This is a genomic window from Arthrobacter sp. zg-Y769 (genome assembly GCF_020907405.1).
In the GTDB taxonomy this organism is placed as follows: Bacteria; Actinomycetota; Actinomycetes; order Actinomycetales; family Micrococcaceae; genus Arthrobacter_B.
Window position 1 is genome coordinate 74187 of sequence record NZ_JAJJOE010000009.1, and the last position, 25235, is coordinate 99421.

General features: G+C 66.3%; 24 protein-coding genes. 13 read left to right on the top strand and 11 right to left on the bottom strand.

Annotated elements, in window-relative coordinates; translation table 11 throughout:
- Positions 1–107: 107 nt before the first annotated feature.
- Complete coding sequence (locus tag LOC60_RS09225; protein ID WP_230024588.1) at positions 108–398, top strand: DUF6966 domain-containing protein; 291 nt, start codon at positions 108–110, stop codon at positions 396–398.
- An 81-nt stretch (positions 399–479) separates the two neighbouring features.
- Here LOC60_RS09225 and LOC60_RS09230 read toward each other — a convergent pair whose 3' ends face one another.
- Positions 480–743, bottom strand: coding sequence for a hypothetical protein (locus LOC60_RS09230; protein ID WP_230024589.1), 264 nt, complete (start codon positions 741–743; stop codon positions 480–482).
- A 154-nt stretch (positions 744–897) separates the two neighbouring features.
- Here LOC60_RS09230 and LOC60_RS09235 point away from each other — a divergent pair, with 154 nt between their 5' ends.
- Both LOC60_RS09235 and LOC60_RS09240 read left to right on the top strand, forming a co-directional pair.
- Positions 898–1800 (top strand): DUF5996 family protein, encoded by a 903-nt coding sequence (locus LOC60_RS09235; protein WP_230024591.1) that lies wholly within the window; start codon positions 898–900, stop codon positions 1798–1800.
- Positions 1801–1944: 144 nt separating this feature from the next.
- A complete protein-coding gene (locus tag LOC60_RS09240) occupies positions 1945–2400 on the top strand; it encodes a DUF3817 domain-containing protein (protein ID WP_230024592.1) in 456 nt (151 codons plus the stop codon).
- 53 nt (positions 2401–2453) lie between these two features.
- On the opposite strand, the gene LOC60_RS09245 is transcribed toward LOC60_RS09240, so the two are convergent.
- From LOC60_RS09245 to LOC60_RS09260, 4 genes are read right to left on the bottom strand one after another with little or no spacing between them, the layout of a single operon-like run.
- Positions 2454–3791: a multidrug effflux MFS transporter gene (locus LOC60_RS09245; protein WP_230024593.1), complete on the bottom strand. Its 1338-nt coding sequence runs from the start codon at positions 3789–3791 to the stop codon at positions 2454–2456.
- 34 nt (positions 3792–3825) lie between these two features.
- Complete coding sequence (locus tag LOC60_RS09250) at positions 3826–4674, bottom strand: NAD-dependent epimerase/dehydratase family protein (protein WP_230024594.1); 849 nt, start codon at positions 4672–4674, stop codon at positions 3826–3828.
- A 3-nt stretch (positions 4675–4677) separates the two neighbouring features.
- Positions 4678–5379 carry a type 1 glutamine amidotransferase domain-containing protein gene (locus LOC60_RS09255; protein ID WP_230024595.1) on the bottom strand — a complete coding sequence of 234 codons (702 nt, stop codon included), beginning with the start codon at positions 5377–5379 and terminating at the stop codon, positions 4678–4680.
- 44 nt (positions 5380–5423) lie between these two features.
- Positions 5424–6314, bottom strand: a complete 891-nt coding sequence (locus tag LOC60_RS09260; RefSeq protein ID WP_230024596.1) for an aldo/keto reductase — start codon at positions 6312–6314, stop codon at positions 5424–5426.
- Positions 6315–6542: 228 nt separating this feature from the next.
- On the opposite strand from LOC60_RS09260, the gene LOC60_RS09265 reads away from it, so the two are divergent.
- The 4 genes from LOC60_RS09265 (at position 6543) to LOC60_RS09280 (ending at position 11436) form a co-directional block, all read left to right on the top strand.
- Entirely contained in the window at positions 6543–8030 is a 1488-nt protein-coding gene (locus tag LOC60_RS09265) for an aldehyde dehydrogenase family protein (RefSeq protein WP_230024598.1), read from the top strand.
- A 21-nt stretch (positions 8031–8051) separates the two neighbouring features.
- The gene (gene ligM, locus LOC60_RS09270) at positions 8052–9461 is read left to right on the top strand and encodes a vanillate/3-O-methylgallate O-demethylase (RefSeq protein WP_230024599.1); all 1410 of its coding nucleotides are present in this window, start codon (positions 8052–8054) and stop codon (positions 9459–9461) included.
- A 110-nt stretch (positions 9462–9571) separates the two neighbouring features.
- Positions 9572–9961 carry a VOC family protein gene (locus LOC60_RS09275; protein WP_230024600.1) on the top strand — a complete coding sequence of 130 codons (390 nt, stop codon included), beginning with the start codon at positions 9572–9574 and terminating at the stop codon, positions 9959–9961.
- 95 nt (positions 9962–10056) lie between these two features.
- Entirely contained in the window at positions 10057–11436 is a 1380-nt protein-coding gene (locus LOC60_RS09280) for an MFS transporter (RefSeq protein ID WP_230024601.1), read from the top strand.
- Between the two features lie 12 nt (positions 11437–11448).
- On the opposite strand, the gene LOC60_RS09285 is transcribed toward LOC60_RS09280, so the two are convergent.
- Complete coding sequence (locus LOC60_RS09285) at positions 11449–11811, bottom strand: hypothetical protein (RefSeq protein ID WP_230024602.1); 363 nt, start codon at positions 11809–11811, stop codon at positions 11449–11451.
- Positions 11812–11992: 181 nt separating this feature from the next.
- Between LOC60_RS09285 and LOC60_RS09290 the strand changes: the two genes are divergently transcribed.
- The 3 genes from LOC60_RS09290 to LOC60_RS09300 are packed head-to-tail and all read left to right on the top strand — an operon-like array spanning position 11993 to position 14930.
- Positions 11993–12817: a (Fe-S)-binding protein gene (locus LOC60_RS09290; protein WP_230024603.1), complete on the top strand. Its 825-nt coding sequence runs from the start codon at positions 11993–11995 to the stop codon at positions 12815–12817.
- Positions 12814–14313 (top strand): LutB/LldF family L-lactate oxidation iron-sulfur protein, encoded by a 1500-nt coding sequence (locus tag LOC60_RS09295; RefSeq protein WP_230024605.1) that lies wholly within the window; start codon positions 12814–12816, stop codon positions 14311–14313. The genes LOC60_RS09290 and LOC60_RS09295 overlap by 4 nt, the downstream gene beginning before the upstream one ends.
- Positions 14310–14930: a LutC/YkgG family protein gene (locus tag LOC60_RS09300; protein WP_230024606.1), complete on the top strand. Its 621-nt coding sequence runs from the start codon at positions 14310–14312 to the stop codon at positions 14928–14930. Before LOC60_RS09295 ends, LOC60_RS09300 begins: the two co-directional genes overlap by 4 nt.
- 11 nt (positions 14931–14941) lie before the next feature.
- Here the strand turns inward: LOC60_RS09300 and LOC60_RS09305 are convergent, their stop codons facing one another.
- The gene (locus LOC60_RS09305; RefSeq protein WP_230024607.1) at positions 14942–16051 is read right to left on the bottom strand and encodes an alpha/beta hydrolase; all 1110 of its coding nucleotides are present in this window, start codon (positions 16049–16051) and stop codon (positions 14942–14944) included.
- A 218-nt stretch (positions 16052–16269) separates the two neighbouring features.
- Positions 16270–17676 (bottom strand): vanillate/3-O-methylgallate O-demethylase, encoded by a 1407-nt coding sequence (ligM, locus tag LOC60_RS09310; protein WP_230024608.1) that lies wholly within the window; start codon positions 17674–17676, stop codon positions 16270–16272.
- Positions 17677–17979: 303 nt separating this feature from the next.
- Here ligM (LOC60_RS09310) and LOC60_RS09315 point away from each other — a divergent pair, with 303 nt between their 5' ends.
- Positions 17980–18969, top strand: a complete 990-nt coding sequence (locus tag LOC60_RS09315; protein ID WP_230024609.1) for an ABC transporter substrate-binding protein — start codon at positions 17980–17982, stop codon at positions 18967–18969.
- A 2-nt stretch (positions 18970–18971) separates the two neighbouring features.
- On the opposite strand, the gene LOC60_RS09320 is transcribed toward LOC60_RS09315, so the two are convergent.
- The 3 genes from LOC60_RS09320 to LOC60_RS09330 form a co-directional block, all read right to left on the bottom strand.
- Positions 18972–19832 carry a methylenetetrahydrofolate reductase gene (locus LOC60_RS09320; RefSeq protein ID WP_230024610.1) on the bottom strand — a complete coding sequence of 287 codons (861 nt, stop codon included), beginning with the start codon at positions 19830–19832 and terminating at the stop codon, positions 18972–18974.
- Positions 19833–19885: 53 nt separating this feature from the next.
- A complete protein-coding gene (locus tag LOC60_RS09325) occupies positions 19886–21622 on the bottom strand; it encodes an L-lactate permease (RefSeq protein WP_230024612.1) in 1737 nt (578 codons plus the stop codon).
- 69 nt (positions 21623–21691) lie between these two features.
- Positions 21692–22543, bottom strand: a complete 852-nt coding sequence (locus LOC60_RS09330) for a YoaK family protein (protein ID WP_230024613.1) — start codon at positions 22541–22543, stop codon at positions 21692–21694.
- Between the two features lie 129 nt (positions 22544–22672).
- On the opposite strand from LOC60_RS09330, the gene LOC60_RS09335 reads away from it, so the two are divergent.
- Positions 22673–24490, top strand: a complete 1818-nt coding sequence (locus LOC60_RS09335) for a gamma-glutamyltransferase family protein (protein WP_230024614.1) — start codon at positions 22673–22675, stop codon at positions 24488–24490.
- A complete protein-coding gene (locus tag LOC60_RS09340; protein WP_230024615.1) occupies positions 24474–25157 on the top strand; it encodes a GntR family transcriptional regulator in 684 nt (227 codons plus the stop codon). The genes LOC60_RS09335 and LOC60_RS09340 overlap by 17 nt, the downstream gene beginning before the upstream one ends.
- Positions 25158–25235 lie beyond the last annotated feature (78 nt).

Consider the following 25235-nt stretch of genomic DNA (forward strand, 5'->3'; position numbering starts at 1 on the left):
GAGCCTCCAACGTCTCGGACCGATATCGCAGCACCCGGGTTCGACGGACCACCTGATCATGGCCAAGGTCAGCGGGACCGATACGCCGGAGAGAGAGCCGCCCAGCTATGCCGCAAAGTGTTGAAGATGTCCGCGATGAAATCCTTTCGGCCGCTTCTGCCGTCCGAGCCGCAGCGAGGGTGGACGACGACGAGTGGCGGAGTGGGGTGGCAGACTGGATTAAGCGGATGTTTGCCGGCATTACTGAAGTCTCTGACCTGAGGGAGAGAGCCGCTGACTGCCTGCGCCTGTACGGAGGGATGGGCTCCTTTGCGGACGTCGGCACAGAGGCCATGGCCAGCGCGGTCGACAAGCTGCGTGTCCCTCTGGTCCGTGCGCGCACGTTCGCGTTCGACTGACGGGCCAGCGCTGAGCCTTGCCGGACTACCCTGGCGCCCGGTGAACCGCCAAACCACCCGCCAGACGGCGAACCAGCGGGATCAGCCCGCAGATGGTGAAAGGATTTCCACGCGGTTCCCGAATGGGTCCTTGCAGTGGAACCGCTCGTAACCCTCGAGGGTGAGCCGGTCAGTCCAGGAGACCTCGAAGCCGCGCGTTGAAAGCCTGGCCCCCAGTTCCTCGAGCCGCCCGGCGAGCGACGGCGGCTTCTCCACCTCGGTCAGTCCCAGTGCCTCACCATAAAACCGGCGGGCCTGGTCCTCGCCGTCCTTGGGAATTGAAACCTGAACATGGTGCAGCCGCATGAATCCCCCGGGTCCCGACTGATTGCAATAACGAACCTGATTGTGCCAGAAGGTGCCGTTGACCGGCTCCGGGGCGGGTTTCAGACTGGGAGCAGCACGTTCGCTGTCCGCCCCCGAGCCCCCGCCACCGAGCCACCAACCGAAGGCGCTTCCCATGGACAAGAACTTCCTGAACTACCCGGACTGGCAGGCCACCGCCGACACCCTTCACCTGTACCTGCAGGTGGCGGGCAAGGTGAAGCTGGAACACAGCTACCCGGAGCCGGAATGGGGCCACGTCCGGATGCCGCTTACCGTGGAGGGCATTGGCACCGGCATCATCCCCGGACCCGGCATGAACTTCGAGATCTACTTCAACCTTCGCCAGCACCACGTGGATGTTCAGAACAGCAACTACATCCGCACGCGGTTCGAACTCAGCGACGGACTGAGCGTGGCGGACTTCTACCGCCAGCTGATGGGGGCACTGGAATTCATTGAAGCTCCCACCACTATCAACACCGCGCCGCAGGAATTCTATGACCCGGTGCCGTTTGACTCCGATACCAAGCACTCAAGCTACGACAAACACGCGGTGGAGCTCTTCCTGGACAACCTGCACTTCGCCCACCGAAGCCTCGGACAGTTCTTCGGGCCGGTGCGCGGAAAGGTCTTCGCGCCGTCGTACTGGTTCGGCACCATGGATCTTTCCGGGACCATCTTCAGCGGCCAGTCGGAGCCGTACCCCGGGAACGGGGTGATTGCGGTGAACTGCTTCGATGAACGGTTCTGCGAGTTCGGGTTCTGGCCCGGGGACCCTACCTCCACGGAACCGTCGTTCTACGTGATGCCTTATCCGTTCCTCTCCAACATCGGGAACTACGGGACCATGCTTGCCCCGTCAAAGGCGGAATTCCTCACGCGCTCCAGCGAATTCATCCTTACGCTTAGCGACGCCTTTTCCTATGACGATCCACAGCAGGCAGTAGTGGACTTCTGCCGCACCAGCTTCGACATCCTGCAGCGGATGGATCCATGGGGGGACATCGACTGGATCACTCAGCCGCTGACTTATTAACCGCAGTGGTTCACCCCAGAGGTTGATCTTCGTCGCAGGCGTGCTTTCGGTGGGGTCCGCAGCCGGACGCCGGGATACGATTCTGACAACCCGTTGGTGACCCTTGTTGCCGCGGCAGCATCCGCCCCACTTCAGAGAGCACCGATGTCACCCCGCAAACTGTTCCGCACCCTTGCCCTGGCCGAAGCCGTGACCTGGACCCTGCTCCTGATCGGTATGTTCGCCAAATACGTGCTGGATTTCGAAGCCCTGACGCCCATCTTCGGCGGCCTTCACGGCTTCGTGTTCCTTGCTTACGGCGTGGTCACCCTGTTTGTCTGGGCCAACCAGAAATGGCCGGCACGCACCGGCATCCTCGGCCTGGCGACCACGGTGATCCCGTGGGCAACCATTCCCTTCGAACGGTCGGTGGACCGCCGCGGGATGCTCGACGGCGGCTGGCGGATGGCCCCCGGCGGCGAAAAGCCCACCAACGGCGTGGACCGGATCGCCGCACTGGTGCTGCGCCGGCCGGTCGCGTCCGGGATGGTGGCCCTGGTGGCAGTGGCCGTGGTCTTCAGCGTCCTGCTCTACCTCGGCCCGCCCGTGCCCAAGGGATAGCCCAAGGGATAAATAACCCAAGGGATAACCCAAGGGATAACCCGAAAGAACGGCTAGGACTCCGCGGTACCGGACCCGGTACCGGCCCCGGCGGCCCCAGCGGGCGTACCGGCCCCGGCAGCCTCACCGGCGCCGGAACGCAGCCGACGCCGGCCCGGACGGTTGGAGCCGCCCCCGCGGTACGCCGTCGTCGCCGTGGCCAGGATCAGGACGATCAGGACGGCACAGCCGATGATCACCGAAACCATGGCCATGGCCCCGCCGCCGAGAATCCCGACCAGCGGGCTGATGATCCCGGCCAGGCCCACCTGCAGGGCACCGATCAGCGCCGCGGCACTGCCGGCCATGTGCCCGTAGTCGTTCAGGGCCAGCACGGAGGAGTTCGAAGCAATGAAGCCGTGCATGGCCAGGACCAGCCACAGTCCGGCGGTCAGGCCTGCGACGCCGCCGAGCCCGGTCAGCACGATCACCGGCAGCAGGAGCGTCAGCCCCAGCAGCAGGATCACTGCCAGCCGCAGGATCCCCATGGGGGCGTAGCGGCCCACGAGCCACGCATTGAGCTGTGCCGAAATGACCATGCCGACGCCGTTGATCGCGAACACCGCCGCGTACTGTGCCGGGCTGAGGCCGTACTCGTCCTGGAAGACGAACGGTGAGCCCACCACGTAGCTCATGATCACGGCCATGCCCAGCCCGGGAACCGTGGCCAGCGCCAGGAACTGCCGGTCCTTCAACAGGACCTTGAAGCCGCTGAACGTGCTCGCACCGCCCTTGGTCCGGCGTCGTTCCGGCGGCAGCGTTTCGGGCATCCACTTCAGCACAATCGCTCCGAGCACAACGCCGATCAGTGCCAGCGCCAGGAACACCGCCCGCCAGTTCCACAGGCCCGAGACGGCCTGCCCGATGCTGGGGGCCAGCAGGGGCGCCAGCCCGATAATCAGCATCAGCCGGGACAGCATGGCGGCCGCAGAGGATCCGGTGAACCGGTCGCGGACCACGGCCAGGGCCACCACGCCGGCGGCCGCATTGAAGAAGCCCTGCAGCAGGCGCAGCACAATCAGCGCGCCGATGTTGGGGGCCAGGAAGCAGAGCAGGGACACGACCACGTGCAGGGCAATGCCGATAATCAGCGGCAGGCGCCGGCCGAAGCGGTCCGAGAACGGGCCGATCACCAGCTGCCCCACGGCCGCGCCGAGCAGGGTGCCGGAGAGCGTGAACTGCGCCGCGGCGGCACTGGTGTGCAGGTCCTCGGCAACTTCCGGCAGCGCGGGAAGGTACATATCGGTGGTCACGGCCGGCAGCGCGGCCAGCGCACCGAGCATCAGGATGTACTTGATGCTGGTGCGGCGTGCGGTGTTTCGTGTTCCGGTTTCGGGCGGGGTAACGCTCACAGGCACTCCTGGTGCGGGTTGCGGTAACAAAATCCTAGGGGTGGCGGACGCCGGCACCGGCCAGCACTGCCCGGTAGCCTTCCCGGTAGGTGGGGTAGGCAAACTCGAATCCGGTTCCGCGCAGGCGCCGGTTGCTCAGCCTGCGGTTGCCGCCACGGCTGCTGGACGTTTCGCCCGCCGGAGGCAGTTCGCGGCCGAGTTCGGCGGCCAGGAATCCGAGTACTTCGGCCAGCTCCACCGGCTCCATATCCACTCCAACATATAGCGGGGCGGGATGTGAAACCCGGGTGGCCAGATGCACGATGGCCGCCGCGGCGTCGTCCCGGTGGATCCGGTTGGTCAGCTGGGTTCCGGTCGGTACGACGGCGGTGCCGGCGGTGACGGAGTCGATCAGCCGGGTGCGTCCGGGCCCGTAGATGCCGGACAGCCGCAGCACCACCGCGTCGGGTCGGCGGGCGTGCAGTAATTGTTCGGCCTCGAGAATGACGGCTCCAGTGGCCGACGCCGGCTCGGCCGGTGTTTCCTCGTCCACTTCGCCGCCGTCGGCGTCGCCGTACACCGCCGTCGAGGAAACGAACAGGATGCGGCGCGGCTGCACGCCGTCGCGCTCCAGTGCGTCCAGGACGTTGGCCGTGCCGGTGACGTAGGCGGCGCGGTAGGCTTCCTCGGTCCGGCTATCGGCGGCAACGGCAATGACGACGACGTCGGTGTCCGCGGGGATGCGCGGCAGGTCGCCGGCGGTGAGGTCCACGGACTGGCCGGTAATCTCCTGCGGCAATTTCTGCGGGGAACGCCGCCAGCCAAGCACGGAGAAGCCGGCCGCAGCGAACCGCAGGCCGGCTTCCGTGCCCAGATCGCCGCAGCCGGCGATCAGGACCGTCATGTTCTACTCAGCCAGGGCGGAGATGACGGCTTTCGCCACATCCTCGCTCGACTGGGGGTTCTGGCCGGAGATGAGGTTCCGGTCACGGACCACGTAGCTGGTCCAGGCCGGGCCGGTCTCGATCTCGGCGCCCTTTTGCCGCAGCACTTCCTCCACGAACCAGGGAGTGTTCTCGCCGGTGCCGCCGTTGAGCTCTTCCTCGTCAGTGAAGACGGTGAGCTTGCGGCCGGAGAAGATGAATTCGCCGTCCGCGGTTTCGGCAGCCAGCAGGCCGGCCGGGCCGTGGCAGAACGGGGCAATGATCTTGCCCGCGGCGTCGGCCTCAATGAGGATCCGGCCCATGTCCTTGTCGAACGCCAGGTCCGCCATGGGGCCGTGACCGCCCGGCATCACCACGGCGTCGTACTCCGCGGTGTCTGCGTCGGCGAGCACCAGCGGCGAGGAGAGCTCGGCGTCGATGTAGGCGATGTACTGGGTGAAGGCGGCGGCCTTTTCGGGGCTGCCGGCCGACTCGGGGGCCAGGGATACCTGGTCCACGGTGGGCTTCTTGCCGCCCGGGGTGGCGATGCGGACGGTGTGTCCGGCTTCGCGCAGCACCCGGTGTGATTCAACCAGTTCCTCGGCCCAGTAGCCGGTGGGGTGTTCGCTGCCGTCCTTCATGGTGAGGGAGTCTGCTGCGGATACAACCATCAGGATATTTGCCATGCGTTCTTTTTTCCTTTGCTTGGCGGGAAAAGCGGAAAGTGTTTTTACTTGGCCGGTGCTGCGGCGGCGCCGGCGGCGTCCAGCTCAGCGAAGGTCGCATCGTCGAGTGAGATGTTTGCGGCACCGAGGTTGTCCTCGAGGTGGGCAATGGAGCCGGTGCCCGGGATCGGCATCATCACGGGGGAGCGGCGCAGCAGCCAGGCCAGGGCAACCTGGGAGGTGCTGGCGTTCAGGCGCTTGGCTGCCTCATCCACCGGGCCGCCCGGCTGGGCCAGTTCGCCGGCGGAAATCGGTGCCCACGGAATGAAGCCGATGCCGTTGTCCTCGGCGTACTTCAGCACGTCTTCGGAGGAACGGTCCGTGAGGTTGTAGCGGTTCTGCACGGTGGAAACGGTGAAGAACTTCGCGGCAGTCTTGAGTTCCTCAACGGAAACCTGGGACAGGCCGAGTGCCTTCACCTTGCCCTCCTGCTGGAGGTCGCGCAGGACGGCGAACTGCTCTTCGGGATCAACCTTGGGGTCAATGCGGTGCAGCTGAAGCAGGTCCAGGGAATCGACCTTGAGCTTGCGCAGGGAGAGCTCGGTCTGCTGGCGCAGGTACTCGGGACGGCCCACCGGCACCCAGACGTCGGGTCCGGTGCGGACGAAGCCCACCTTGGTGGCGATGCGGACGCCGTCCGGGTACGGGTAGATCGCTTCGGCGATGATTTCTTCGCTGATGTTCGGTCCGTAGGAGTCGGCGGTGTCGATGAAGTCGACGCCCAGCTCGACGGCGCGGCGCACCACGTCGACGGCGGTTCCGCGGCTTTCGGGTTCGCCCCAGATGCCGGGTCCGACAATGCGCATCGCCCCGAAGCCCAGGCGGTGTACGGTGCCGAGATCCTTGAGATCGATGGTGGGGGACAGGGCGCCAGTGGTTTCCGTCGTATCAGTCATATAGGCGTCAACACGGGCCGTCGTCGGGTTTATTCCTCAGCAGCCTTAGTTCGGAAGCCGGCGGCCGGTGCTGTGCGGGCAGCCGGGGTCCGGAAGGCGGCCTTCCGGACCCTGTTGTCCGGACACCCGGAGTGGGCTAGCTTGTAGCCACCGTGGCAGGGCATTCGAAGCTTCCGCCTGCGGATACAGCAGCAGCAACCCCTGCAGCAACACAGAGAGGTGTTGGCGATGACAAAGACATCCGCCCAGGTGGTCACCGGGCTATACATCAACGGCGAGTCCCCGAGGACGCAGGAAACCCTGGCGGTCGCGGATCCTGGCAGGCCGGGGCAGGTGGCAGGCCACGCAGCGGCCGGGTCGCCGGAGGACGCGGCGGACGCCGTCGCTGCCGCGAAGGCAGCCTTTCCCGCCTGGTCCGCACTGTCGGCACAGGAACGGGCGACGCGGATGGCCGACGCAATTGCCGGCATAGCCGACCTGCGGGATGAGGACGCGGCCATCCTGTCGCGTGAGAACGGCAAGATCGTTATGGAGAGCTGGGTGGACGCCCTCGTTTTCGAGCTCCGCTGGCAGCTTGCCCTGTCCCTGGCCGATCAGGTGGATCAGGACGGGATCCTTGAACCGGCCCCGGGCATTCCCGTGACCACCACCGTGTCCTACCAGCCGCTGGGCGTGGTGACGGTGATTGTGCCCTTCAACTGGCCGGTCGCAATCCTCGGCGCATCCCTGCCCCACGCCCTGCTGGCCGGGAACACCGCCATCGTCAAACCGCCGCCCACCGCGCCGCTGGCAACCACCCGGATTGTGCAGCGCGTTGCCGAGAAACTGCCGCCGGGAGTGCTGAACGTCGTCACCGGCCGGGACAGCGACATGTCCGGCTTGATTCGGAATGAGGACGTTGCCAAGGTCTGCTTCACCGGCAGCGTCAACGGCGGCAAACGCATCATGGAAATGGCCTCCGGGTCCTTGACCCGGGTCACCCTCGAGCTCGGGGGAAACGACGCGGCCATCATCCTCGATGATGCACTCCTGGATGACACCCGGCTGGACCGGCTCCATGCCGCGGTCTTCGATACGACGGGCCAAATCTGCATGAACGCCAAACGGATCTACGTGCACCGCACCCGCATGGAAGAACTGGTGCAGGGATTGTCGGCCCGGTTGGAAAACGCTGTCATCGGCTACGGCCTCGACGAAGGAACAACCATGGGGCCGCTGCATTCCCCGGCGCAGAAGGCCTTCGTCGAGGGCCTCATCCAGGAGGCAGAGGCTGCCGGCGCCGATGTCCGCCGGTTCGGCGCCCTGCCCGAGGATCCGGACCTGCGGGACGGCAACTTCCTGCGCCCGGCACTGGTCCTTGATCCGCCGCCGGAACTGCGTGTGGTCACCGAGGAGCAGTTCGGGCCCGTCATCCCGATCATTCCGTTTGATTCCGAGGACGAAGCCATTGCCTGGGCCAACGACAGTTGGGCGGGGCTCTGCGGATCGGTTTGGACCGAGGACCCGGCCAGGGCCAACGCGGTCGGTTCGCGCCTGGCCTGCGGCTACGTGTGGGTCAACGACCACGGAGCAACCCGATTGGACCTTCGTGCCCCGTTCGGCGGCATGAAGCAGTCCGGCATGGGCCGCGAACAGGGAATCCAGGGCGTCCGGGCCTTCCAGGACACCCGATCCATTGCCCACCTTGACGAAGCTGCAGCCGCGGCTGCGCACTGACGCGTACGAGAGGAACCGAAGATGTCCCCGAATTCCCTGCAGGAGGTTCTGGACGCGTCCGGAAACACCGTGGAGTACCTGCGCAACGTGCAGGTGGGCGCTTATGTCTACCCGGTCGTCGCTGCCGAGTTCACCAACTGGCGCAACGAGGTGAGGGCCTGGCGCGAATCGGCAGTGCTGTTTGACCAGTCCCACCACATGGACAACCTGACCATCTCCGGGCCCGGAGCCCTGCAGCTGATGTCGGATACCGCCATCAACTCGATGGAGAACTTTCCCGTTCACCGCGCCAAGCAATATGTTCCCGTCACCCCCTACGGGCACGTCATCGGGGACGGAATCCTGTTTCGCGAAGCCGAGGAGGAATTCGTCTTTGTCGGCCGCTCGCCTGCTGTGAACTGGCTGCTCTACAACGCGGAGCAAGGGGGATACGACGTCGAGCTGAAGACCGACCGGCGCTCGCCGTCGCGCCCCATGGGCAAAGCCGTGTTCAGGGACAACTGGCGGCTGCAGATCCAGGGGCCCCGCGCCTGGGACGTCATTGAGAAAGTGAACGGCGGCCCGCTGGAGCAGCTGAAGTTCTTCAACATGTCCCACATGAACGTGGGCGGAACCCGGGTACGGACCCTGCGCCACGGCATGGCGGGAGCGCCCGGACTGGAGCTCTGGGGCCCGTACGAGGACTACGACCGGATCCGGGACACCATCCTCGCAGCCGGCGCGGAGTTCGGGCTTGAGCCTGCCGGTGCGCGGGCCTACTCCTGCAACACCCTGGAATCCGGGTGGATCCCGTCGCCCCTGCCCGGCATCTACAGCGGGGATCAGTTGGCAGACTATCGCCGGTGGCTGGGTGCCGACAGCTTCGAAGCTAACTCCGCCGTGGCCGGGTCCTACGTGCCGGACTCGGTCGAGGAGTACTACACCACCCCCTGGGAACTCGGTTACGGGTCCTTTATCAAGTTCGACCATGACTTCATCGGCCGGGATGCGCTGCAGGCCATGGACCCGCAGGCCCAGCGTCGGAAGGTCACGCTGGCCTGGGACGGTGATGACGTAGCAACCATTCACGCCTCCATGTACCAGCAAGAGGAACTGCCCTACAAGTTCTTCGACCTGCCGAACGCCAACTACGGTGCCTCGAACTTCGACACGGTTCTGGACGACTCGGGCCGGATGGTGGGCATTTCCATGTTCACCGGTTACAGCTGGAATGAGAAGCGTCCGCTTTCGCTGGCCGTGGTGAACCCGGACGTGGAGATCGGATCGCGGCTGTCGGTGGTCTGGGGCGAACCGGACGGCGGGACCCGGAAATCTTCGGTGGAACCGCACCGGCAATACAACGTCGGCGTGGACGTCAGCCCGGTGCCTTACTCCGAAGTTGTCCGCAGAACGTACACGGACGGCGGGTGGCGGAAAGCGGCGGCTGTTTAGCCGGTACCGGTTCGAGGGACAGCTGCGGTCCGGACTTATCTGCCGAACGAGGACTGAAGCTGTCCGCAGCACTGTTCCACACCGTCGCCGGCGGTCCTATCGTCAAGGCCATGGACTGGAAAATCGAGCTCGTTCCCGTGCCGGTGTCCGACGTCGACGCCTCCAAGCGGTTTTACGTGGACCAGGTGGGTTTCAACGCTGACTTTGACGAACGCATCGACGAGACCCTGCGCTTTGTGCAGCTGACCCCACCGGGCTCGGCCTGCTCGGTGGTGATCGGCCCGGGCACCACCGATATGGTTCCGGGCACGCAACGGATCCAGGTGGTGGTTCCCAGCGCCGCCGATGCCCGGCAGCATCTGGTGGACCACGGCGTGGCCGCCAGCGAGATCACCCCGCTGGACTGGGGAACGTTTGTTTATTTCAGCGATCCGGACGGCAACCAGTGGTCGCTGCAGGAACTGCCGGCGATTCCGCCCACCCTGCCGTCACAGCTGTAGCAAGGGTCCACCCTGCCGCGCTTGACCTCAACCGCGCTTGAGCCTGTTGACTTCGAGCAGCACGTCCGGAATCAACGTCCTCAAGGAGCATCATTTTGCAGGCCGAACATCAGGTCGATACCGGGCCGGACCGCGCCGGTTTCTGGTCCCGCCGTTACCTCCCGACCACGGTAGGGCTCTTCACCCTTGCCTTCCTGTTTGCCTTCGAATCCCTCGCCGTCGGCACGGTGATGCCGGTGGTCGCGCGGGAGCTGGACGGCCTGTCCCTCTACGGCCTGGCCTTTGGTGCGCCGATGGCCACCGCCGTCGTCACCATTGCACTGGCCGGCGGCTGGACCGACGCGCGGGGACCGGCCCCGGCACTCCGGACCGGCGTCGTCCTGTTCTCCGCGGGCATTGCCGCCGCAGCCCTGGCACCGTCCATGGTGATGCTGGTCCTTGGCCGGTCGCTGCAGGGACTTGGTGCAGGACTGGCGGGAGTGGCAATGTACGTCGTCATTGCCCGCGCCTACCCGCAGTCCCTGCGGGCCAAGGCCTTCACGGTGCTCAGCAGCGGCTGGGTGTTTCCCGCGCTGGTGGGACCGGCCCTTGCCGGCTGGCTGAATGACCTGCTGGGCTGGCGGTCGGTTTTCGGAGCGGCGCCGCTGTTTGCCGTGGCCGCCTATGCGGGCCTCGCGCCGGTGCTCCGGAAGCTGCCGGGGAGCAAAGCCTGGCATCCGAATTATGTGCGCACCGCATGGGCAGTCCTGGCGGCCGGGGGAGTGCTCGGCATCGGGCTGACCGGAGGCGAAGCCACGGGATGGGCGCTGCTGCCGGCCGCAGCCTGTGCCGCCGTAGTGCTGCTGGCCGGGCCGCGGCTGCTGCCGCGGCGGACGTGGACCCTGGGCCGCGGCCTGCCGGCAACCATCCTGCTGCGCGGCTTCATCGGAGCGGCCTTTGCCGGGGCGGAGGCTTACCTGCCGCTGGCACTGTCCGTGCACCGGGGGTTCACGCCTACGCAGGCCGGGCTGCTGCTGACCGTCTCGGCCGTGACCTGGTTTGCGGGCTCGCTGGCCGCGGCCAACCTGGCGGTCCTGGCGAACAAGGTGGCGAGGGTCCGTTTGGGGGCGCTCCTTATGGCTGTAGGCATCGGGGCGACGGCATGGAGCGTGGACCCCCGGGTGAGTATCCTGCTGCCCGTGCTGGGCTGGGCAGTTGCGGGCGCCGGCATCGGGATGGCATTCCCTACCCTGTCCGTACTGATGCTGGACTTTTCCGCCGAGGGGGAGGAAGGAACCAACAGTTCTTCCCTGCAGGTCAACGACAACCTGGTGCAGTCGTTGTGGCTGGCCCTGGGCACAGTGGCTTTCGCCCTGATGCTGCCGGTGGCGCCGCTGGGTGCGTTCGTCGGAGCCTTTGCCAGTGCCGCCGGCCTGGCCGCCGCAGCGCTTGCCTTTTCGGGGCTGCTGGCACCGCGGCGGCCCGCGCCGGCCTAGAGTTTTGCAGCCCTAGAGTTCGGCGGCTACGGCGTTCAGGATCTCGGCCAGGTCCGCCTTGCTCTGGCCCCAGTCCGTCAGCGTAGTGGGAACCGCCGGAGCGCTCGTGGCCAGCACCCGCGTGGTGCCGGCGTCGATCGGTGCAAAGGAGAGCACAATGTTGGATCCGTAGGATTTCCAGGTCATTCCGACCGAGAACTCGGCCCGGTCCATCCACACCCCGGTCAGGCTCATCTTCGGCACCCTCAGTGCTGCGCGCTCGACGGCGGGCGGCAAGGCAGCCATGGGTGCGGAGACCACCAGTTCACCCCGGCCGCGGGCCCGCTTGGAGGTTACTTCGAGACTGAGTGTTTTTGCGTTCCCCATATTCGTCATGCAACAGAGAATAGCGCAGGTAACGCAGGCCACAGGGGACCGGTTCCGCGGCGGCTGCAGGCCCCGGCCGGAGGCACCGGGGGAAGAACCGCGCTCTCCAGGCATACCAATCCGCGGGTTTATATTGAAAGATGGTTCCACCCGAGGAACTGCAGCGTTGCGGCTCCGCTGAAAGGCAGCCATGAAGATTGCTTTGTTCGCCACCTGCATTGTGGACGCGATGTATCCGTCCACCGCCCGTGCCACGGTGTCCATCCTGGAACGGCTGGGGCACGACGTCGTGTTTCCGGCTGGTCAGGCCTGCTGCGGGCAGATGCACCTGAACTCCGGGTATTTCCCGGAAGCGGTGCCTGTGGTCCGCAACCATGTGGAGGCATTCGAAGCCGAGGAGTACGACGTCGCCGTGGCACCTTCGGGTTCCTGCGTCGCCTCGGTGAAGCACCAGCACGCGATGCTGGCCCGTACGGTGGGTGATGCGGACCTTGAGTCCCGGGCCACCGCCGTCGGCGTCCGGACCTATGAGCTCTCCGCACTGCTGACCGATGTCCTGGGCGTGACGGACGCCGCCGCCCAGCTGGGTTCCTGGTATCCGCACCGGGTTACCTACCATCCCAGCTGCCACGGCATGCGGCTGCTGCGGCTGGGGGATAGGCAGGCGGACCTGCTCCGGAGCGTGGAGGGACTTCAACTGGAACCGCTCCCCGAGGCGGACCAGTGCTGCGGCTTCGGCGGAACGTTTTCCCTCAAGAACGCCGATGTTTCCTCGGCCATGCTGGCGGACAAAAACGCGAACATCGCCGCCACCGGCGCGCAGCTGTGTACCGGCGGCGACGCGTCCTGCCTGATGCACATCGGCGGCGGACTCTCCCGGGAAGGCAGCAGCATCTCAACCCTGCACTTCGCGGAGATCCTCGCCAGCACGCGTGAACATCCGGCACCGCCGCCGGACGCCATCCGCGGCCGGACCCGGAATGCCGCCCGCCTCGCAGGAAAGGCACACCAATGAGTTCCACCTATCTGGGGATGCCGGGTGTTCCCGTTTTCGGCAGCGGCAACCTGCACACCGCTGAACCCTTTCCGGTTGCGGCCCGGCGGGAACTGGACAACGAGCAGCTGCGTGCCAACCTCGGCCACGCCACACACACCATCCGGGACAAGCGGCTGCGCGTGGTGGCCGAACTGCCGGACTGGGAGGAACTGCGCGAAGCAGGCAGCGCAACCAAGACCGCCGTGATGGCGCGGCTGCCCGAACTGCTTGAGGAGTTCGAGGGGAACTTCACGGCACGCGGCGGGATCATCCACTGGGCACGGGACGCGGCGGAAGCCAATGAAATAGTGCGGGAGCTGATCCGCGACGCCGGGGCGGACGAGGTGGTCAAGGTCAAGTCCATGGCCACCCAGGAGATCGGGCTGAACGAGTACCTCGAAGAGCAGGGCATCTCGGCGTTTGAAACCGATCTGGCGGAACTGATCGTCCAGCTGGACCACGACAAGCCCAGCCACATCCTCGTGCCGGCCATCCACAAGAACCGCAGCCAGATCCGGGACATTTTCCTGCGCGAGATGCCCGACGTCGATCCGGACCTCACCGATACCCCGGCCCGGCTGGCCGAAGCGGCCCGGCTGCACCTGCGCCGGAAGTTCCTCTCCGCGAAGGTAGCCATTTCCGGCGCGAACTTTGCCCTGGCCGATACCGGCACGCTCGCCGTCGTCGAATCCGAAGGCAACGGACGGATGTGCCTGACCCTTCCGGAAACCCTGATCACCGTGATGGGGGTGGAGAAGCTGCTGCCCTCGTGGACGGACCTGGAGGTGTTTATGCAGCTGCTGCCGCGTTCCTCCACCGGGGAGCGGATGAACCCGTATACCTCCCTGTGGACCGGGGTGACCGAAGGCGACGGGCCGCAGAACGTGCACCTGGTGCTGCTGGACAACGGGCGCAGTGCGGCGCTCGCCGATGAAAGAGGGCGTTCGGCCCTGCACTGCATCCGCTGCAGTGCCTGCATGAATGTCTGCCCGGTGTATGAACGCACCGGCGGGCACGCCTACGGATCCACCTATCCCGGACCCATCGGAGCCATCCTTTCGCCCCTGCTGACCGGGATCACCTCCGAGGAAAACGCATCGCTGCCCTATGCGTCCTCGCTGTGCGGGGCCTGTTATGACGCCTGTCCGGTGAAAATCAACATCCCGGAGATCCTGGTGCACCTGCGCTCGGAGGACGTTCAGAGCCGCCGCGGGACGAAGAAGGTGCCGGGGCAGATGGATGTGGCCATGAAGGCGGCGTCCTGGGTGATGGGCTCGGGGCGGCGGATGGCGCTGGTGGAGAAGGCCCTGCCGCTGGGAAAGCTGGCGGCCGGGCCGGACCGGAAAATCAAGAAGCTTCCCGGCGTTGCGGCCGGGTGGACCCGGAGCCGGGACCTTCCGGCTCCGCCTACACAGTCCTTCCGGGACTGGTGGGCCAAAGAACATGAACAAACTGCGTCGAAAGAACAAGCATGAGCGCGCGTACGGAAATCCTGGACCGGCTGCGGTCCGCCCTCCACGATGCCCCGGAAGCACCGGAGATTCCACGGAAGTACCGGCATACGTCCGGCATGAACGAAGCCGAACTCATTGAACTGCTCAGGGACCGGCTGCTGGATTACAAGGCAGGGGTCAGCGTGGTGGATGAAGCCTCCGTACCCGCCCGGGTGGCTGAACTGCTGGCCGGGACGGCTTCCTACGTGGTTCCCGCAGGACTGGACGCGCGCTGGACGGCGTTGGCCCCGGGACGGGTGGTGGACTCTCCCGAGGAGCCGTTGAGCGTGGAGGAACTGGACGGTGCCGATGCCGTGGTGACCGGCAGCGCGGCGGCGGTGGCCGAAACCGGAACCATCATCCTGGACGGCAGCCCGGGACAGGGCCGGCGGGCCTGTTCGCTGATCCCGGACCACCACGTCTGCCTGGTTCGTGCCGGCGACATTTACGGGGTGCTGCCGGAGGCGGTGCGGCGGCTGGATGTAACCCATCCGTTGACCTGGATCAGCGGCCCGAGCGCCACCAGCGATATTGAGCTCCAGCGCGTCGAGGGAGTGCACGGGCCGCGGAGGCTGGACGTGGTGATCATCCGGTCCTGACAGGCAGCCGGCTAGGCGGCGAGCAGCTCCTTCATCCGGGAAAGGTCCTCAGCGAGATCCGTGCCCAGGGAGATCGCCTTCTGCGGCGGCTGCCCGGGCAGGGCGGATGCGCCCGTCACGTCCGCCAGGAAGGCAACCGTCGACTGCAGCGATTCCATCGCCTCCGGGCGGTGCAGCTGGAACTGATACTCGTGTCCCAGCTTCGGTTTGTAATCCTTAGGCCAGAACCTGCGGCGGACGGGTACCCCAAGGCCCTCGAGCCGGTCTGCCAGGGGTACCGACTGCTCCCGGGTCAGGTCGTCACCGTTTCCACCGGAAATGTAGGTGGGCGGAAAACGGTTATCCACGTGTTTCGGGATGCACATGTGGTCTGCGGCAGGGGTGGCAGCCCAGTTCCTGGACCCGGTGTAGGCCCACAGGGCTTTCCTGAGTCCCCAGCCCACCGGCCCGGCCATGCCGGCCACGGATTCCAGATCAAAGACACCGCAGTTCAACACGATTCCGCACAGCTGGCCGGGGCCCGCCGCAGGAACCACTCCTGTGTCCCGGGCGTACTCCGGGTTCGTGATGACCAGGGCCAGCTGGGCGGCCAGCTGCGCGCCGGCGGAATCGCCGGCCAGCACAATCCGGTCGGGGTCCAGCCCGTAACGGTCCGCGCGCTCGCGGATGAAGCCCAACGCAGCGTTCAGTTCTTTTACCGCGGTCGGATAGACGGCTTCGGGTGAGATCGAGTACCCGACCCCCAGTACGGCGTAACCGTATCCGGCGAGGATCCTGAGGTACGGCGCCACATCTTCCTTGGTGCCGGAAATCCATGCCCCGCCGTGGATCCACATCACCACCGGGAGCGGTTTCCGGGCCGGATCGTCAGGAAGGAACAGGTCAAGGGAGGGTTTGCCGGCGGACCCCAGATAATGCAGATCCCGGTGCCTGGTCACTGTGAACCGGGGGATATGGGGAAGGACCTTTTTCACCGGAACCCTGCCTGCACCGGCAAAAACGCCGCGAATGAGCAGCGCAGCCGGCCGGGGATCCCGCTGCAGTACGGCAGCGGCACTGATCCCGGCAACGGCGGCAGCGCCGGCCAGGATCCCCGCCGAAGTAAGCGAGGAGAGCTTCATTCCCTTAAGCTAAATCCCCGGAAACAGGCCTCTTTCGGCCGGTCCCGCGCCGTTGAGCGGCTCCGGGCGAATAGCTGCGAGGAATCTCATGGCCGGTGGTGGTGGACGGCACCGCGGGGACGCGGCTCTCCGGATCCCCGGGGCGTGGCCCGGCCTGCCGGACGCTGCAGCGGGTTCCGTAAGGTCCCCGGCAGCTGCAGCGCCCGGCGCGGCCCCGGTCAGGCCGGGCTGTTCCCCGTTCGCCAGCCGCCCTTGTACTCCTTGCGGACCGTTTCGGAGAACGGCACCGGGCTCACAGTTGCACGCACATCAAGCTGCCGGTGCGGTTCCACCGTTGTTTTGGCGCTGCCGCCGTCGGGCTCGCCCCACACCACCCGGAGTTCGGCGCCCAGGGGCACCGACGGGTCGACCGTTGCCAGCGAGAGGCCGCGGCGCTCGTTCGCCGAGTACCCGGTGAACATGGAGAGGCCCACGACATTCCCGTCCGCATCGATGACGGAGTCGTAGTTGGAGGATCCGTAGTTGGCTAGGGGAAGGTCAAAGTGCTTGTAGGGTTCCTCCGTGCCCAAGGGCGAGGCCAGGATCTTCCCCAGGTCTTCGGCGTTCCAATCCAGCGTCACTTTGCGACGCTGTGCCGACGGGTCCATTTGTTCCAGGGCCTCCCGGCCAATGAAGTCGTGGTCGAACTTCACGAAGGACCCGTAGCCCAGTTCCCACGGGGTCAGGTAATAGTCCTCGATGTTCGGGCTGACAAAGCTGCCTGCAATGGCGTTGGAAGCTTCGTAGCTGTCCGCTCCCAGCCACTCCCGATACGGCCGCAGCTCCTCACCCGTGTAAATGGCCGGCAGCGGAGAAGGGATCCAGCCGGACTCGAGCGTATTGGACGGATAGGCGCGGGCGCCGACGGCGGCCATCCCGTACTCCGCGCCGACGTCCATGATGGTGTCCCGCACTTTCTCGTAGGACCCGTAATCGCCCCAGATCTCCAGCCCGGGAGCTCCGGCCATCCCGTGGCGAAGCGTCCGGACCCGTTCGCCGGCAATTGTCATATGGTCCATGTTGAAGAATTTCAGCTGCTCCACCGAGGAGCCGTTCAGCTTCTCGATAATCTGCCAGGCGTTGGGGCCCTGGATCTGGAACCGCCAGTAGCGGCGGGATACCGGACGGCCCATCGGCCGTGAGGGGGAGCGCCGGTCGATCTGGACGTCGAGGTTATAGCCGCCGGTTTCGGCGTTGAAAAGCAGCCAGTTGGCTGCGGGTGCCCGTCCCACGTAGATGTATTCGTCGTCGTCCTCGTGGAAGAGGATGCCGTCGCCGATCACGTGGCCTGACGGGCCGGTGGGAACGTACTGTTTCGCCTTGTTGACCGGGAAATTCGCAACACTGTTGACCGCGGTGTCAGAGATCAGCTTCAGGGCGTCAGGGCCCTTGATGAACAGGTTGTCCATGTGGTGGGACTGGTCAAACAGCACCGCCGTCTCGCGCCAGGCCCGCTGTTCGCTGCGCCAGTTGCTGAACTCCGGAGCCACGACGGGATAGATGTACGCCCCGATCTGGGAGTTGCGGAGTCGATCCACAACATTTCCGCTCGAGTCGAGGACGTCCTGCAGATTCTTAGGTGCCACGTTGAACCTCTTCTTCGCTGGGATATGGAAACGCTTCTTCTCCGGAACCGGCATCTCCGCGGCAGGCCAGGGATCCCATTTGCTGTCACTGGCCCGCCAGTGGAGACGAAGCACGGATTGACCCCGACCCTAGGGCCATCTTCGATCGCTGTCGAGAGCCGTTAAGCGGAGCCCCGGGCGCCGGGGTTCCGCGGGCCGCCGGATACCTCTCTGGCCGGGCAGGCTAAACGCGGCTAGGGTGCAGCTACCGACAGGGTGGCCGGGACCTGGCCTGCCTCCGGCTAATGGAAACTGGAGGGCACGATGAGGAAAACCGGTGTTGCTGTGATTCTGGCGGCGGCCTTATTGGGTGTTACCGGATGCGGCGGCGGTTCGCCGTCGTCCGAAAACGAAACCGAAACCGAAACCGCAGCCAGCGGGGAGCTGGTGTCCATAGAAGTGGGGGTGATTCCCATTGTGGATGTGGCTCCCATCTATCTGGGCGTGGAGCAGGGCTTCTTCGAGGACGAAGGCCTGGAACTGACCCTGACGCTTGCACAGGGCGGGGCGGCAATTGTCCCGGCAGTCACATCCGGGCAGATGGCATTCGGCTTCTCCAACGTCACCTCCATGATCGTGGGCAAGTCCAAGGGCCTGCCCATCCGGATGGTGGCCCCGGGCGCCAGCACCACCGGCGACGTCGACGCGGACTTTGCGTCGGTAATGACGCTTCCCGGCAGCGGAATCGAGGAAATCGCGGACCTGGCCGGCAAGCGGGTGGGCGTGAATACGCTCAACAACATTTCAGACTCCACCATTTCCGAAGCGGTGAAGCAGGCCGGCGGCGACTACGAGAGCATCGAGTTTGTCGAGATGCAGTTTCCCGACATGCCGGCCCAGCTCGACGGCGGCAACGTGGACGCCATTGCCGCCGTGGAACCCTTCGTGACCATCACCGAGGCGCAGGGCGCCGTTCCGGTGTTCTCGAACTACGCGGAGCCCATCAAGGACCTCACCGTGGCGGTTTATTTCACCTCGGACCAGTACGCGCAGGAGAACCCGGAGATTACGGAGAAATTTGTCCGCGCGATGACGGCATCGCTGGAATACGCCGATCAGAACCCTGACGACGTACGTGCGGTCCTGCCGACCTACACCTCGCTGGAACCCGACGTCATCGAGCAGCTGACCCTGCCCAGGTACTACGGCGAGATCAACCAGGATTCGCTGGAGGAGGTTATACGCATCTCGCTGGACCGCGGCCTGATCGAGGAAGAACCTGATCTCGAAGCGCTCCTGCCCCGGTCCGGTTAGGTTCAGCTGCGGTATCCGTGCACCCATTCCGCCGTGGTCTTGATTCCACCGAAGGTGTAGAAATGCAGCCGGACATCGCCGTGGGTTGCGGGTGAAAGAGCCTGGGCCAGGTCCTGGATGAACCGGTCCGGGCCTGCCGTGCCCAGCAGATTGGTCAGGGAAAACCCATATTTATGGGCGATTCCTGCTGAGGAGGCAACACCGAACCGGCGGGCGTAACCGAGGAGGCGCTTCACGCCGGCGGGGCCGGGGACGCCGATTCGGACGGGTGCACTCACGCCGCGGCTGCGGAGTTCCTCAAGCCAGACAAGGACCGGCGCCACGTCGAAGCCGAACTGCGTGGTGATCGACGCCTCCAGACCGCCCTGCTCCAGCGCCTGGATCTTGTCTTCCAGGGCCGTCCAGAGGGTGCCGGTATCGATGTCCGGATGTCCTTCGGGATAGCCGCTGATGCTCACGGCCCGGACCCCGTGCCCGGGCAGCAGTCCGCTGCGGATCACGGACAGTGCGTCCGGGAAGGGGCCCAGCGGGGAAACCGGGTCACCGCCGACCACAAAAAGCTCACGCGTTGCGTCCGCGTCCTCGAGCGCCGCCAGGAACTTGTCGAGGTCTTCCCGGGATTCCAGCCGCCGCGCGGAAATATGCGGAACGGGAACGAATCCCCCTGCCCGGACGGCTGCAGCAGCGGCGACTCGCATCGGCAGGTCCTCATTTCCCAGGAACGTGACGTTGATCCGCGTCCCCGAGGGGAGGGAAGGCTGCGCTTCCTGGAGCGCGCCAATGTCCTTGCCGGTCATCTCAAGCGAGAAACCAGTGAGTAGCCGCGCGGGGGCGGAAGGCGTTTCAACGGGGTCCGGAGTCATGCGCGTTACCCTAGCGACCGCGGAAACCGGTGTCCACGGTTCCGGCCGTGGAGCTAGGGCAGCATCCACTCCAGGACCGGAGTGGACTGCAGATAGACCAGGATGCAAAGGGCCAGGAGCAGCAGCACGCTCCAGCCGATCACCTTGCGCAGGAGCACGGATTCCTGGCCGCTCATATTCACGGCCGCCGCACCGATGGCCAGGTTCTGCGGACTGATCAGCTTGCCCATCACGCCGCCGCCGGTGTTGGCTGCGACCAGCAGCTGGGGGTCGATGCCGGCTTCAATTCCGGCGGTCTGCTGCAGCTTGGCAAACAGGGCATTGGCCGAGGTATCGGAACCGGTTACCGCAGTGCCGATCCAGCCGAGCACGGGGGACAGGAAGGCGAAGAAGCTGCCGGTGGCCGCCAGCCACGTACCGATGGACACGGTCTGCCCGGAAAAGTTCATCACATAGGCCAGGGCCAGCACGCCCAGAATGGTCAGCGCTGCGGCACGCATCCGCTTCGCCGTGGTCCAGATCTCCCGAACAGCTGCCCCCATGGTCAGCGGATACCGGCCGTTTTCGTTGAACCGGGAGTACACGAGGGCGACGATCAGGCCGGTGATCAGCAGGAGGGTGCCGGGGCTGATCAGCCAGTCGAAGTTGTAGATGGTGGAGGACTGGGTCTGGCCGTTGCTGTCCAGCAGGGCTTCGTGCAGCACCGGCCAGGGGATTTCGATGTTCGTTTTGGCCAGCGTCTCCGGTACGTCGATGCCCAGCGTCCACAGGTTGACGAAGCCGAAAATGACGATGACCGCCACATAGGGGAACAAGGCCATCCACGCCCGGGACGGGGTCAGCCGGTCCTCTGCGGTGTCATCCGCCGAGGTCAGGACGTCCGACGCCGCACCGGATCCCGGCGTCCAGCCGTCCGCCCGCGCCTGGGCCAGTTCCGCCTTCATCCGTTGGCCGGCCTCGCCTCCGTTGTGCGGATGCCAGAAGCGCAGGAACCCGACGGCGGCCAGCATCGCCAGGAGGGAGGCCACGATGTCGGTGAGTTCGTAGGAGAAGTAGTTCGAGCAGAGGAACTGGAAGATGGAGAAAATGACGCCGGTGAACAGGGCGACGGGCCAGCAGTCCCGCAGGCCCCGGCGGCCGTCCAGGATGAACAGCAGGATCAGCGGCACGAAAACGGCCAGCACCGGCGTCTGCCGGCCTACTACGGCACCGATTTCATCGCCCGTGTAGCCGGTGAGGTTGGCGGCGGTGGTGATGGGGATGGCCAGGGCGCCGAAGGCCACCGGTGCGGTGTTGGCCACCAGCACCGCCGTGGCCGCACGGATGGGGGCGATCCCCAGTGCCAGCAGCATGGTCACGGTAATGGCCACCGGGGCGCCGAACCCGGCCAGGGCCTCCAGCAGGCCGCCGAAACAAAAGGCCACCAGGATGGCCTGCACCCTCAGGTCTCCGCCGCCAATCGCATCGAACACCCTTCGCAGGTCCTCAAACCGGCCGCTGAGCACGGTCACCTGGTACAGCCAGACGGCCATCACGATGATCCAGACCACCGGGAACAACCCGAACGCTGCGCCCTGCGTGGCGGAGAGCAGGGCAAGTCCAATGGGCATGCCGAAGCCGAAAACGCCGACGGCGAGGGCCACCAGCAGTGCCCACGCCCCGGCCACGTACGCCCGGGTTTTGGCGAACGCCAGCAGGAAGAAGAACGTCAGCAGCGGAAGCAGCGCCACCAGGGCGGACAGGGCAACGCTGTTGAGGACGGGATCGGTGCTTGGGGTGAAGCTGTCCATAAAGACCTCCGCGTCGAGCCGGAAACGGCTTCAACGGATGGAGCTTCCCTGCCAAGGCGGAACACCGGCTCAACCGGGGAAGCACTGGAACAAGCGTTCATTCAAGCGTACGGCGGCGTATCCGGCAGGTAACCCCCGGAGGCATCTGAGGGCCTTACACCGGGCAGGAAACACACCGGGCAGGAAACGTTTCGTGGGGGCGGGGGGGGTGGCGCCCCCCCCCCCCACCCCCCCCGCCCCGGCCCCGCGGCGGAAGCGGACATAACCGGCGGCGGCCACCGCAATGGAGATAACGGCTGAAAGCGCCAGCCCCAGCCAGAGTCCGACATTCAGGGCAGCTGCTCCGGCAACGGCGCCGAGCAGGATCAGGGCGATGGCCGCCGCCCGGCGGACCCAGTACTGGCTGTTCCCGCCGGCGAGCCGGGAATCCGAGGCAAGCCCCGTGATGGTGGAGGTGACCACCACAGTCGTAATCTCGGCAACCTTCAAACGCTTGGCGGTTGCGGCCTGGACGCCCATTGCCGCGGCGAGCACCGACGTCGTTGTACTGCCCAGGATCTCGCTGCCCTGGACATCGGCCACGGCCGTAAAAACGGCCAGCGCGGAAATGAAACCGGCCACCACCATCAACGAAACGGAGGTACGCGAGGACCAGCCCTCCGGTCCCTTACGCAGCATCCGCCCGGCGAGGGCAGCCCCCAGCATAAAGAAAACCAGCGCCAGGACCGGACGCAGGATCGGCAGGTTGGCTCCGCCGGCAAAGGCCATGCCCAGCAGCACCACGTTGCCCGTCATGTTTCCGGTGAACACCCGGTCCAGACCCAGGTAGCCGACGGCGTCGACCACCCCCGTGGAGAAGGTCAGAGCCAGCATCAGCCACAAATGCAGCCGGTCGGTGGGTACGGCGTTTAGTCGTTTCACTGGTGAAAGATCTCCTTAGGCAGCCGTCGGTGCGTATACGAACCCGTGGCGGAATGTCCGATTGTATTCAAAATCCGCCGAGTTGGTGCAAGGATTCTCCTAAACCCGTTCCCGGCCGAAAGCTGCCCCATGACCTATACCGCCCCGGATCCTTTCACCACCCGGCCCACTCTGCAGGGCACCTTCGGGATGAGCGCGTCGACGCACTGGTTGGCCACGGCTTCAGCCCAGGCCGTCCTGGAGCGCGGCGGAAACGCGTTTGATGCCGCTGTCGCGGGCGGTTTCGTCCTGCATGTCGTGGAGCCTCACCTGAACGGTCCGGGCGGGGACATGACCGGCGTGTTCGCGACGGCGGAAAACCCTTCCGAACCGGTGGTCCTGATGGGCCAGGGGCCGGCCCCCGCCGCAGCCACCCGGGAGCACTACCTCGCCGAGGGCCTGGAACTGGTGCCGGGCGCCGGCGCGCTGGCCGCAGCCGTTCCCGCCGCCGTCGACGCCTGGCTGTTGCTGCTGCGCGACCACGGCACCTGGGAACCGGCTGACGTGCTGGCCTTCGCTGTGGATTATGCCCGCAACGGCCATCCGGTCCTGGCCAGGGTCGGGAGCACCATCGAGTCCGTGGCAGAGCTGTTCACCGAGCACTGGCCGACGTCGGCCGCGCAGTGGATGCCCGAAGGCCGGGCTCCGCGTGAGGGCGAGATCATCCGCAACGAGGCCTATGCAAAGGTGCTGGACCGCCTGATCGAGGCCGGCTCCGGCGCGGGAAGCCGGACCGAACGGATCGACGCCGCCCGGCGCGAATGGCGCGAGGGTTTCGTGGCTCGCGCTGCGGCTGATTTCGCGGCCGTACCGCACCGCCACTCCTCGGGCACGGACCATGCCGGCGTCATCACCGCGGCGGACTTCGCGGCGTTTGAGGCAGGGTTCGAACCGGCCGTCACGTTCGACTTCCGCGGCTACACCATCGCCAAGACCGGGGCCTGGGGGCAGGGCCCGGCGCTGCTGCAGACCCTGGCCATCCTCGCCGGGTTCGACGATGAGCGGCTGGACCCTTCCACTGCGCTGGGCGCACACACCATCCTGGAGGCCCAGAAGCTGGCGATCGCGGACCGGGAGGCGTACTACGGCGACTCGCAGGTTCCCCTGGACTACCTGCTCAGCGAGGACTACGCCGCCGGGCGCCGGGCCCTGATCGCCGACCGCGCTTCCCTGGAGTTCCGTCCCGGCACGGTACCCGGCCGAACGCCGTTTGTTCCGCCGCTGCGCACCGAATACCTGCCGCCCGCCCTGGCCGGGGCCGGGGGCACCGGCGGATTTGCCGGCGTCGGCGAGCCCACGGTGATGGCCACCGGCGAGACCCGGGGGGACACCTGCCACATCGACGTTGTGGACCGGTGGGGCAACATGGTCTCGGCCACCCCCTCGGGAGGCTGGCTGCAGTCCTCGCCCACCATTCCGGAGTTGGGCTTTTGCCTGGGCTCCCGGCTGCAGATGACCTGGCTGGAGGAAGGTGCTCCATCCACGCTGGCACCGGGCAAACGGCCCCGCACCACGCTGACGCCCACGCTGGTCCTGAAGGACGGCAGGCCGGTGGTGGCCCTGGGCTCGCCCGGCGGGGACCAGCAGGACCAATGGCAGCTGCTCTACCTGCTGCGCACCATCGTGGGCGGCTACACCCCGCAGCAGGCCATTGATGCTCCTGCCCTGCACACCACGTCCATTCCCGGTTCGTTCTGGCCGCGGACCTGGACGCCGGGCGGCGCGGTGGTGGAAGACCGGCTGGGGGAGGACGTGATTGCGGATCTGGAAGCCCGGGGGCATGCGGTGACACGGGCCGGGGACTGGGCTTTGGGACGGCTGTCTTCGGTGGTGCGGGAACCGGACTCGGGCCTGCTGCAGGCAGCAGCGAATCCGCGGGGAGCGCAGGGGTATGCAGCCGGGCGCTGACGGCACCCCGGGCATTCAGGACAGCATCCGGCGGGACATCATCTTCGGCCGGATTCCGCCGGGAACGCGTATCACCGAGGCATCCCTTGCCGGAACCTACGGGATTTCCCGGGTGCCCGTGCGGGAAGCGCTGCGGGCCTTGGAGGCCGAGGGGTTCGTGGAGTCGCGGCCCTACGCGGGATCAACTGTTTCGCAGATCCCCGTGGACGAAGCCGACGACCTCTTTGCGGTGCGTGCCGTCGTGGAAGCGGCCACGGCACGCCGGGCAGCGGAGCGTGCCGCGCGGCAGTTCGCCGCGGACGTGCCGGACGACAAATGGTGGGGCACACGGCGCGAAGTGGCCCGGATTCTCGACGCCGGCGATACCGCAGTGGCCGACGGCCTCCTTGACCTGCTGCCCGATTTGAACGTGCGGTTCCACCTGGGCGTCGCGGCGCTGGCTCAGAGCCGGTCACTGACTGCGCTCCTGCGGCAGCTTTCGGGCAAGATCGAGTGGCTCTACGCCACGGATGTGGATCACCGGGGCAAGGACTCCTGGGGCGAACACCGGCAGGTCATGGCCGCCATCGACGCCGGAACTGCGGGGACGGCAGCTCAGCTGATGGAAGCGCACGTCCAGCAGTCCCGCGCCGGCTACCTCAGCCGGTTCGGCACCTCCCGGGGCTGAAGCGCCGCCCGGAGACCGCAGCAGCCTGCGGGGCCGTTCCGTTCGGCAAGGTGCCCGCCTATAGTGCAAGAGGGGATT

Excerpts from the sequence above, each read along its gene's own strand:
- LOC60_RS09225 (WP_230024588.1), top strand. The coding sequence starts at position 108 with ATGCCGCAAAGTGTTGAAGATGTCCGCGATGAAATCCTTTCGGCCGCT.
- LOC60_RS09230 (WP_230024589.1), bottom strand. The coding sequence starts at position 743 with ATGCGGCTGCACCATGTTCAGGTTTCAATTCCCAAGGACGGCGAGGAC.
- LOC60_RS09235 (WP_230024591.1), top strand. The coding sequence starts at position 898 with ATGGACAAGAACTTCCTGAACTACCCGGACTGGCAGGCCACCGCCGAC.
- LOC60_RS09240 (WP_230024592.1), top strand. The coding sequence starts at position 1,945 with ATGTCACCCCGCAAACTGTTCCGCACCCTTGCCCTGGCCGAAGCCGTG.
- LOC60_RS09250 (WP_230024594.1), bottom strand. The coding sequence starts at position 4,674 with ATGACGGTCCTGATCGCCGGCTGCGGCGATCTGGGCACGGAAGCCGGC.
- LOC60_RS09255 (WP_230024595.1), bottom strand. The coding sequence starts at position 5,379 with ATGGCAAATATCCTGATGGTTGTATCCGCAGCAGACTCCCTCACCATG.
- LOC60_RS09260 (WP_230024596.1), bottom strand. The coding sequence starts at position 6,314 with ATGACTGATACGACGGAAACCACTGGCGCCCTGTCCCCCACCATCGAT.
- LOC60_RS09265 (WP_230024598.1), top strand. The coding sequence starts at position 6,543 with ATGACAAAGACATCCGCCCAGGTGGTCACCGGGCTATACATCAACGGC.
- ligM (WP_230024599.1), top strand. The coding sequence starts at position 8,052 with ATGTCCCCGAATTCCCTGCAGGAGGTTCTGGACGCGTCCGGAAACACC.
- LOC60_RS09275 (WP_230024600.1), top strand. The coding sequence starts at position 9,572 with ATGGACTGGAAAATCGAGCTCGTTCCCGTGCCGGTGTCCGACGTCGAC.
- LOC60_RS09285 (WP_230024602.1), bottom strand. The coding sequence starts at position 11,811 with ATGACGAATATGGGGAACGCAAAAACACTCAGTCTCGAAGTAACCTCC.
- LOC60_RS09290 (WP_230024603.1), top strand. The coding sequence starts at position 11,993 with ATGAAGATTGCTTTGTTCGCCACCTGCATTGTGGACGCGATGTATCCG.
- LOC60_RS09295 (WP_230024605.1), top strand. The coding sequence starts at position 12,814 with ATGAGTTCCACCTATCTGGGGATGCCGGGTGTTCCCGTTTTCGGCAGC.
- LOC60_RS09300 (WP_230024606.1), top strand. The coding sequence starts at position 14,310 with ATGAGCGCGCGTACGGAAATCCTGGACCGGCTGCGGTCCGCCCTCCAC.
- LOC60_RS09305 (WP_230024607.1), bottom strand. The coding sequence starts at position 16,051 with ATGAAGCTCTCCTCGCTTACTTCGGCGGGGATCCTGGCCGGCGCTGCC.
- LOC60_RS09315 (WP_230024609.1), top strand. The coding sequence starts at position 17,980 with ATGAGGAAAACCGGTGTTGCTGTGATTCTGGCGGCGGCCTTATTGGGT.
- LOC60_RS09320 (WP_230024610.1), bottom strand. The coding sequence starts at position 19,832 with ATGACTCCGGACCCCGTTGAAACGCCTTCCGCCCCCGCGCGGCTACTC.
- LOC60_RS09325 (WP_230024612.1), bottom strand. The coding sequence starts at position 21,622 with ATGGACAGCTTCACCCCAAGCACCGATCCCGTCCTCAACAGCGTTGCC.
- LOC60_RS09335 (WP_230024614.1), top strand. The coding sequence starts at position 22,673 with ATGACCTATACCGCCCCGGATCCTTTCACCACCCGGCCCACTCTGCAG.
- LOC60_RS09340 (WP_230024615.1), top strand. The coding sequence starts at position 24,474 with ATGCAGCCGGGCGCTGACGGCACCCCGGGCATTCAGGACAGCATCCGG.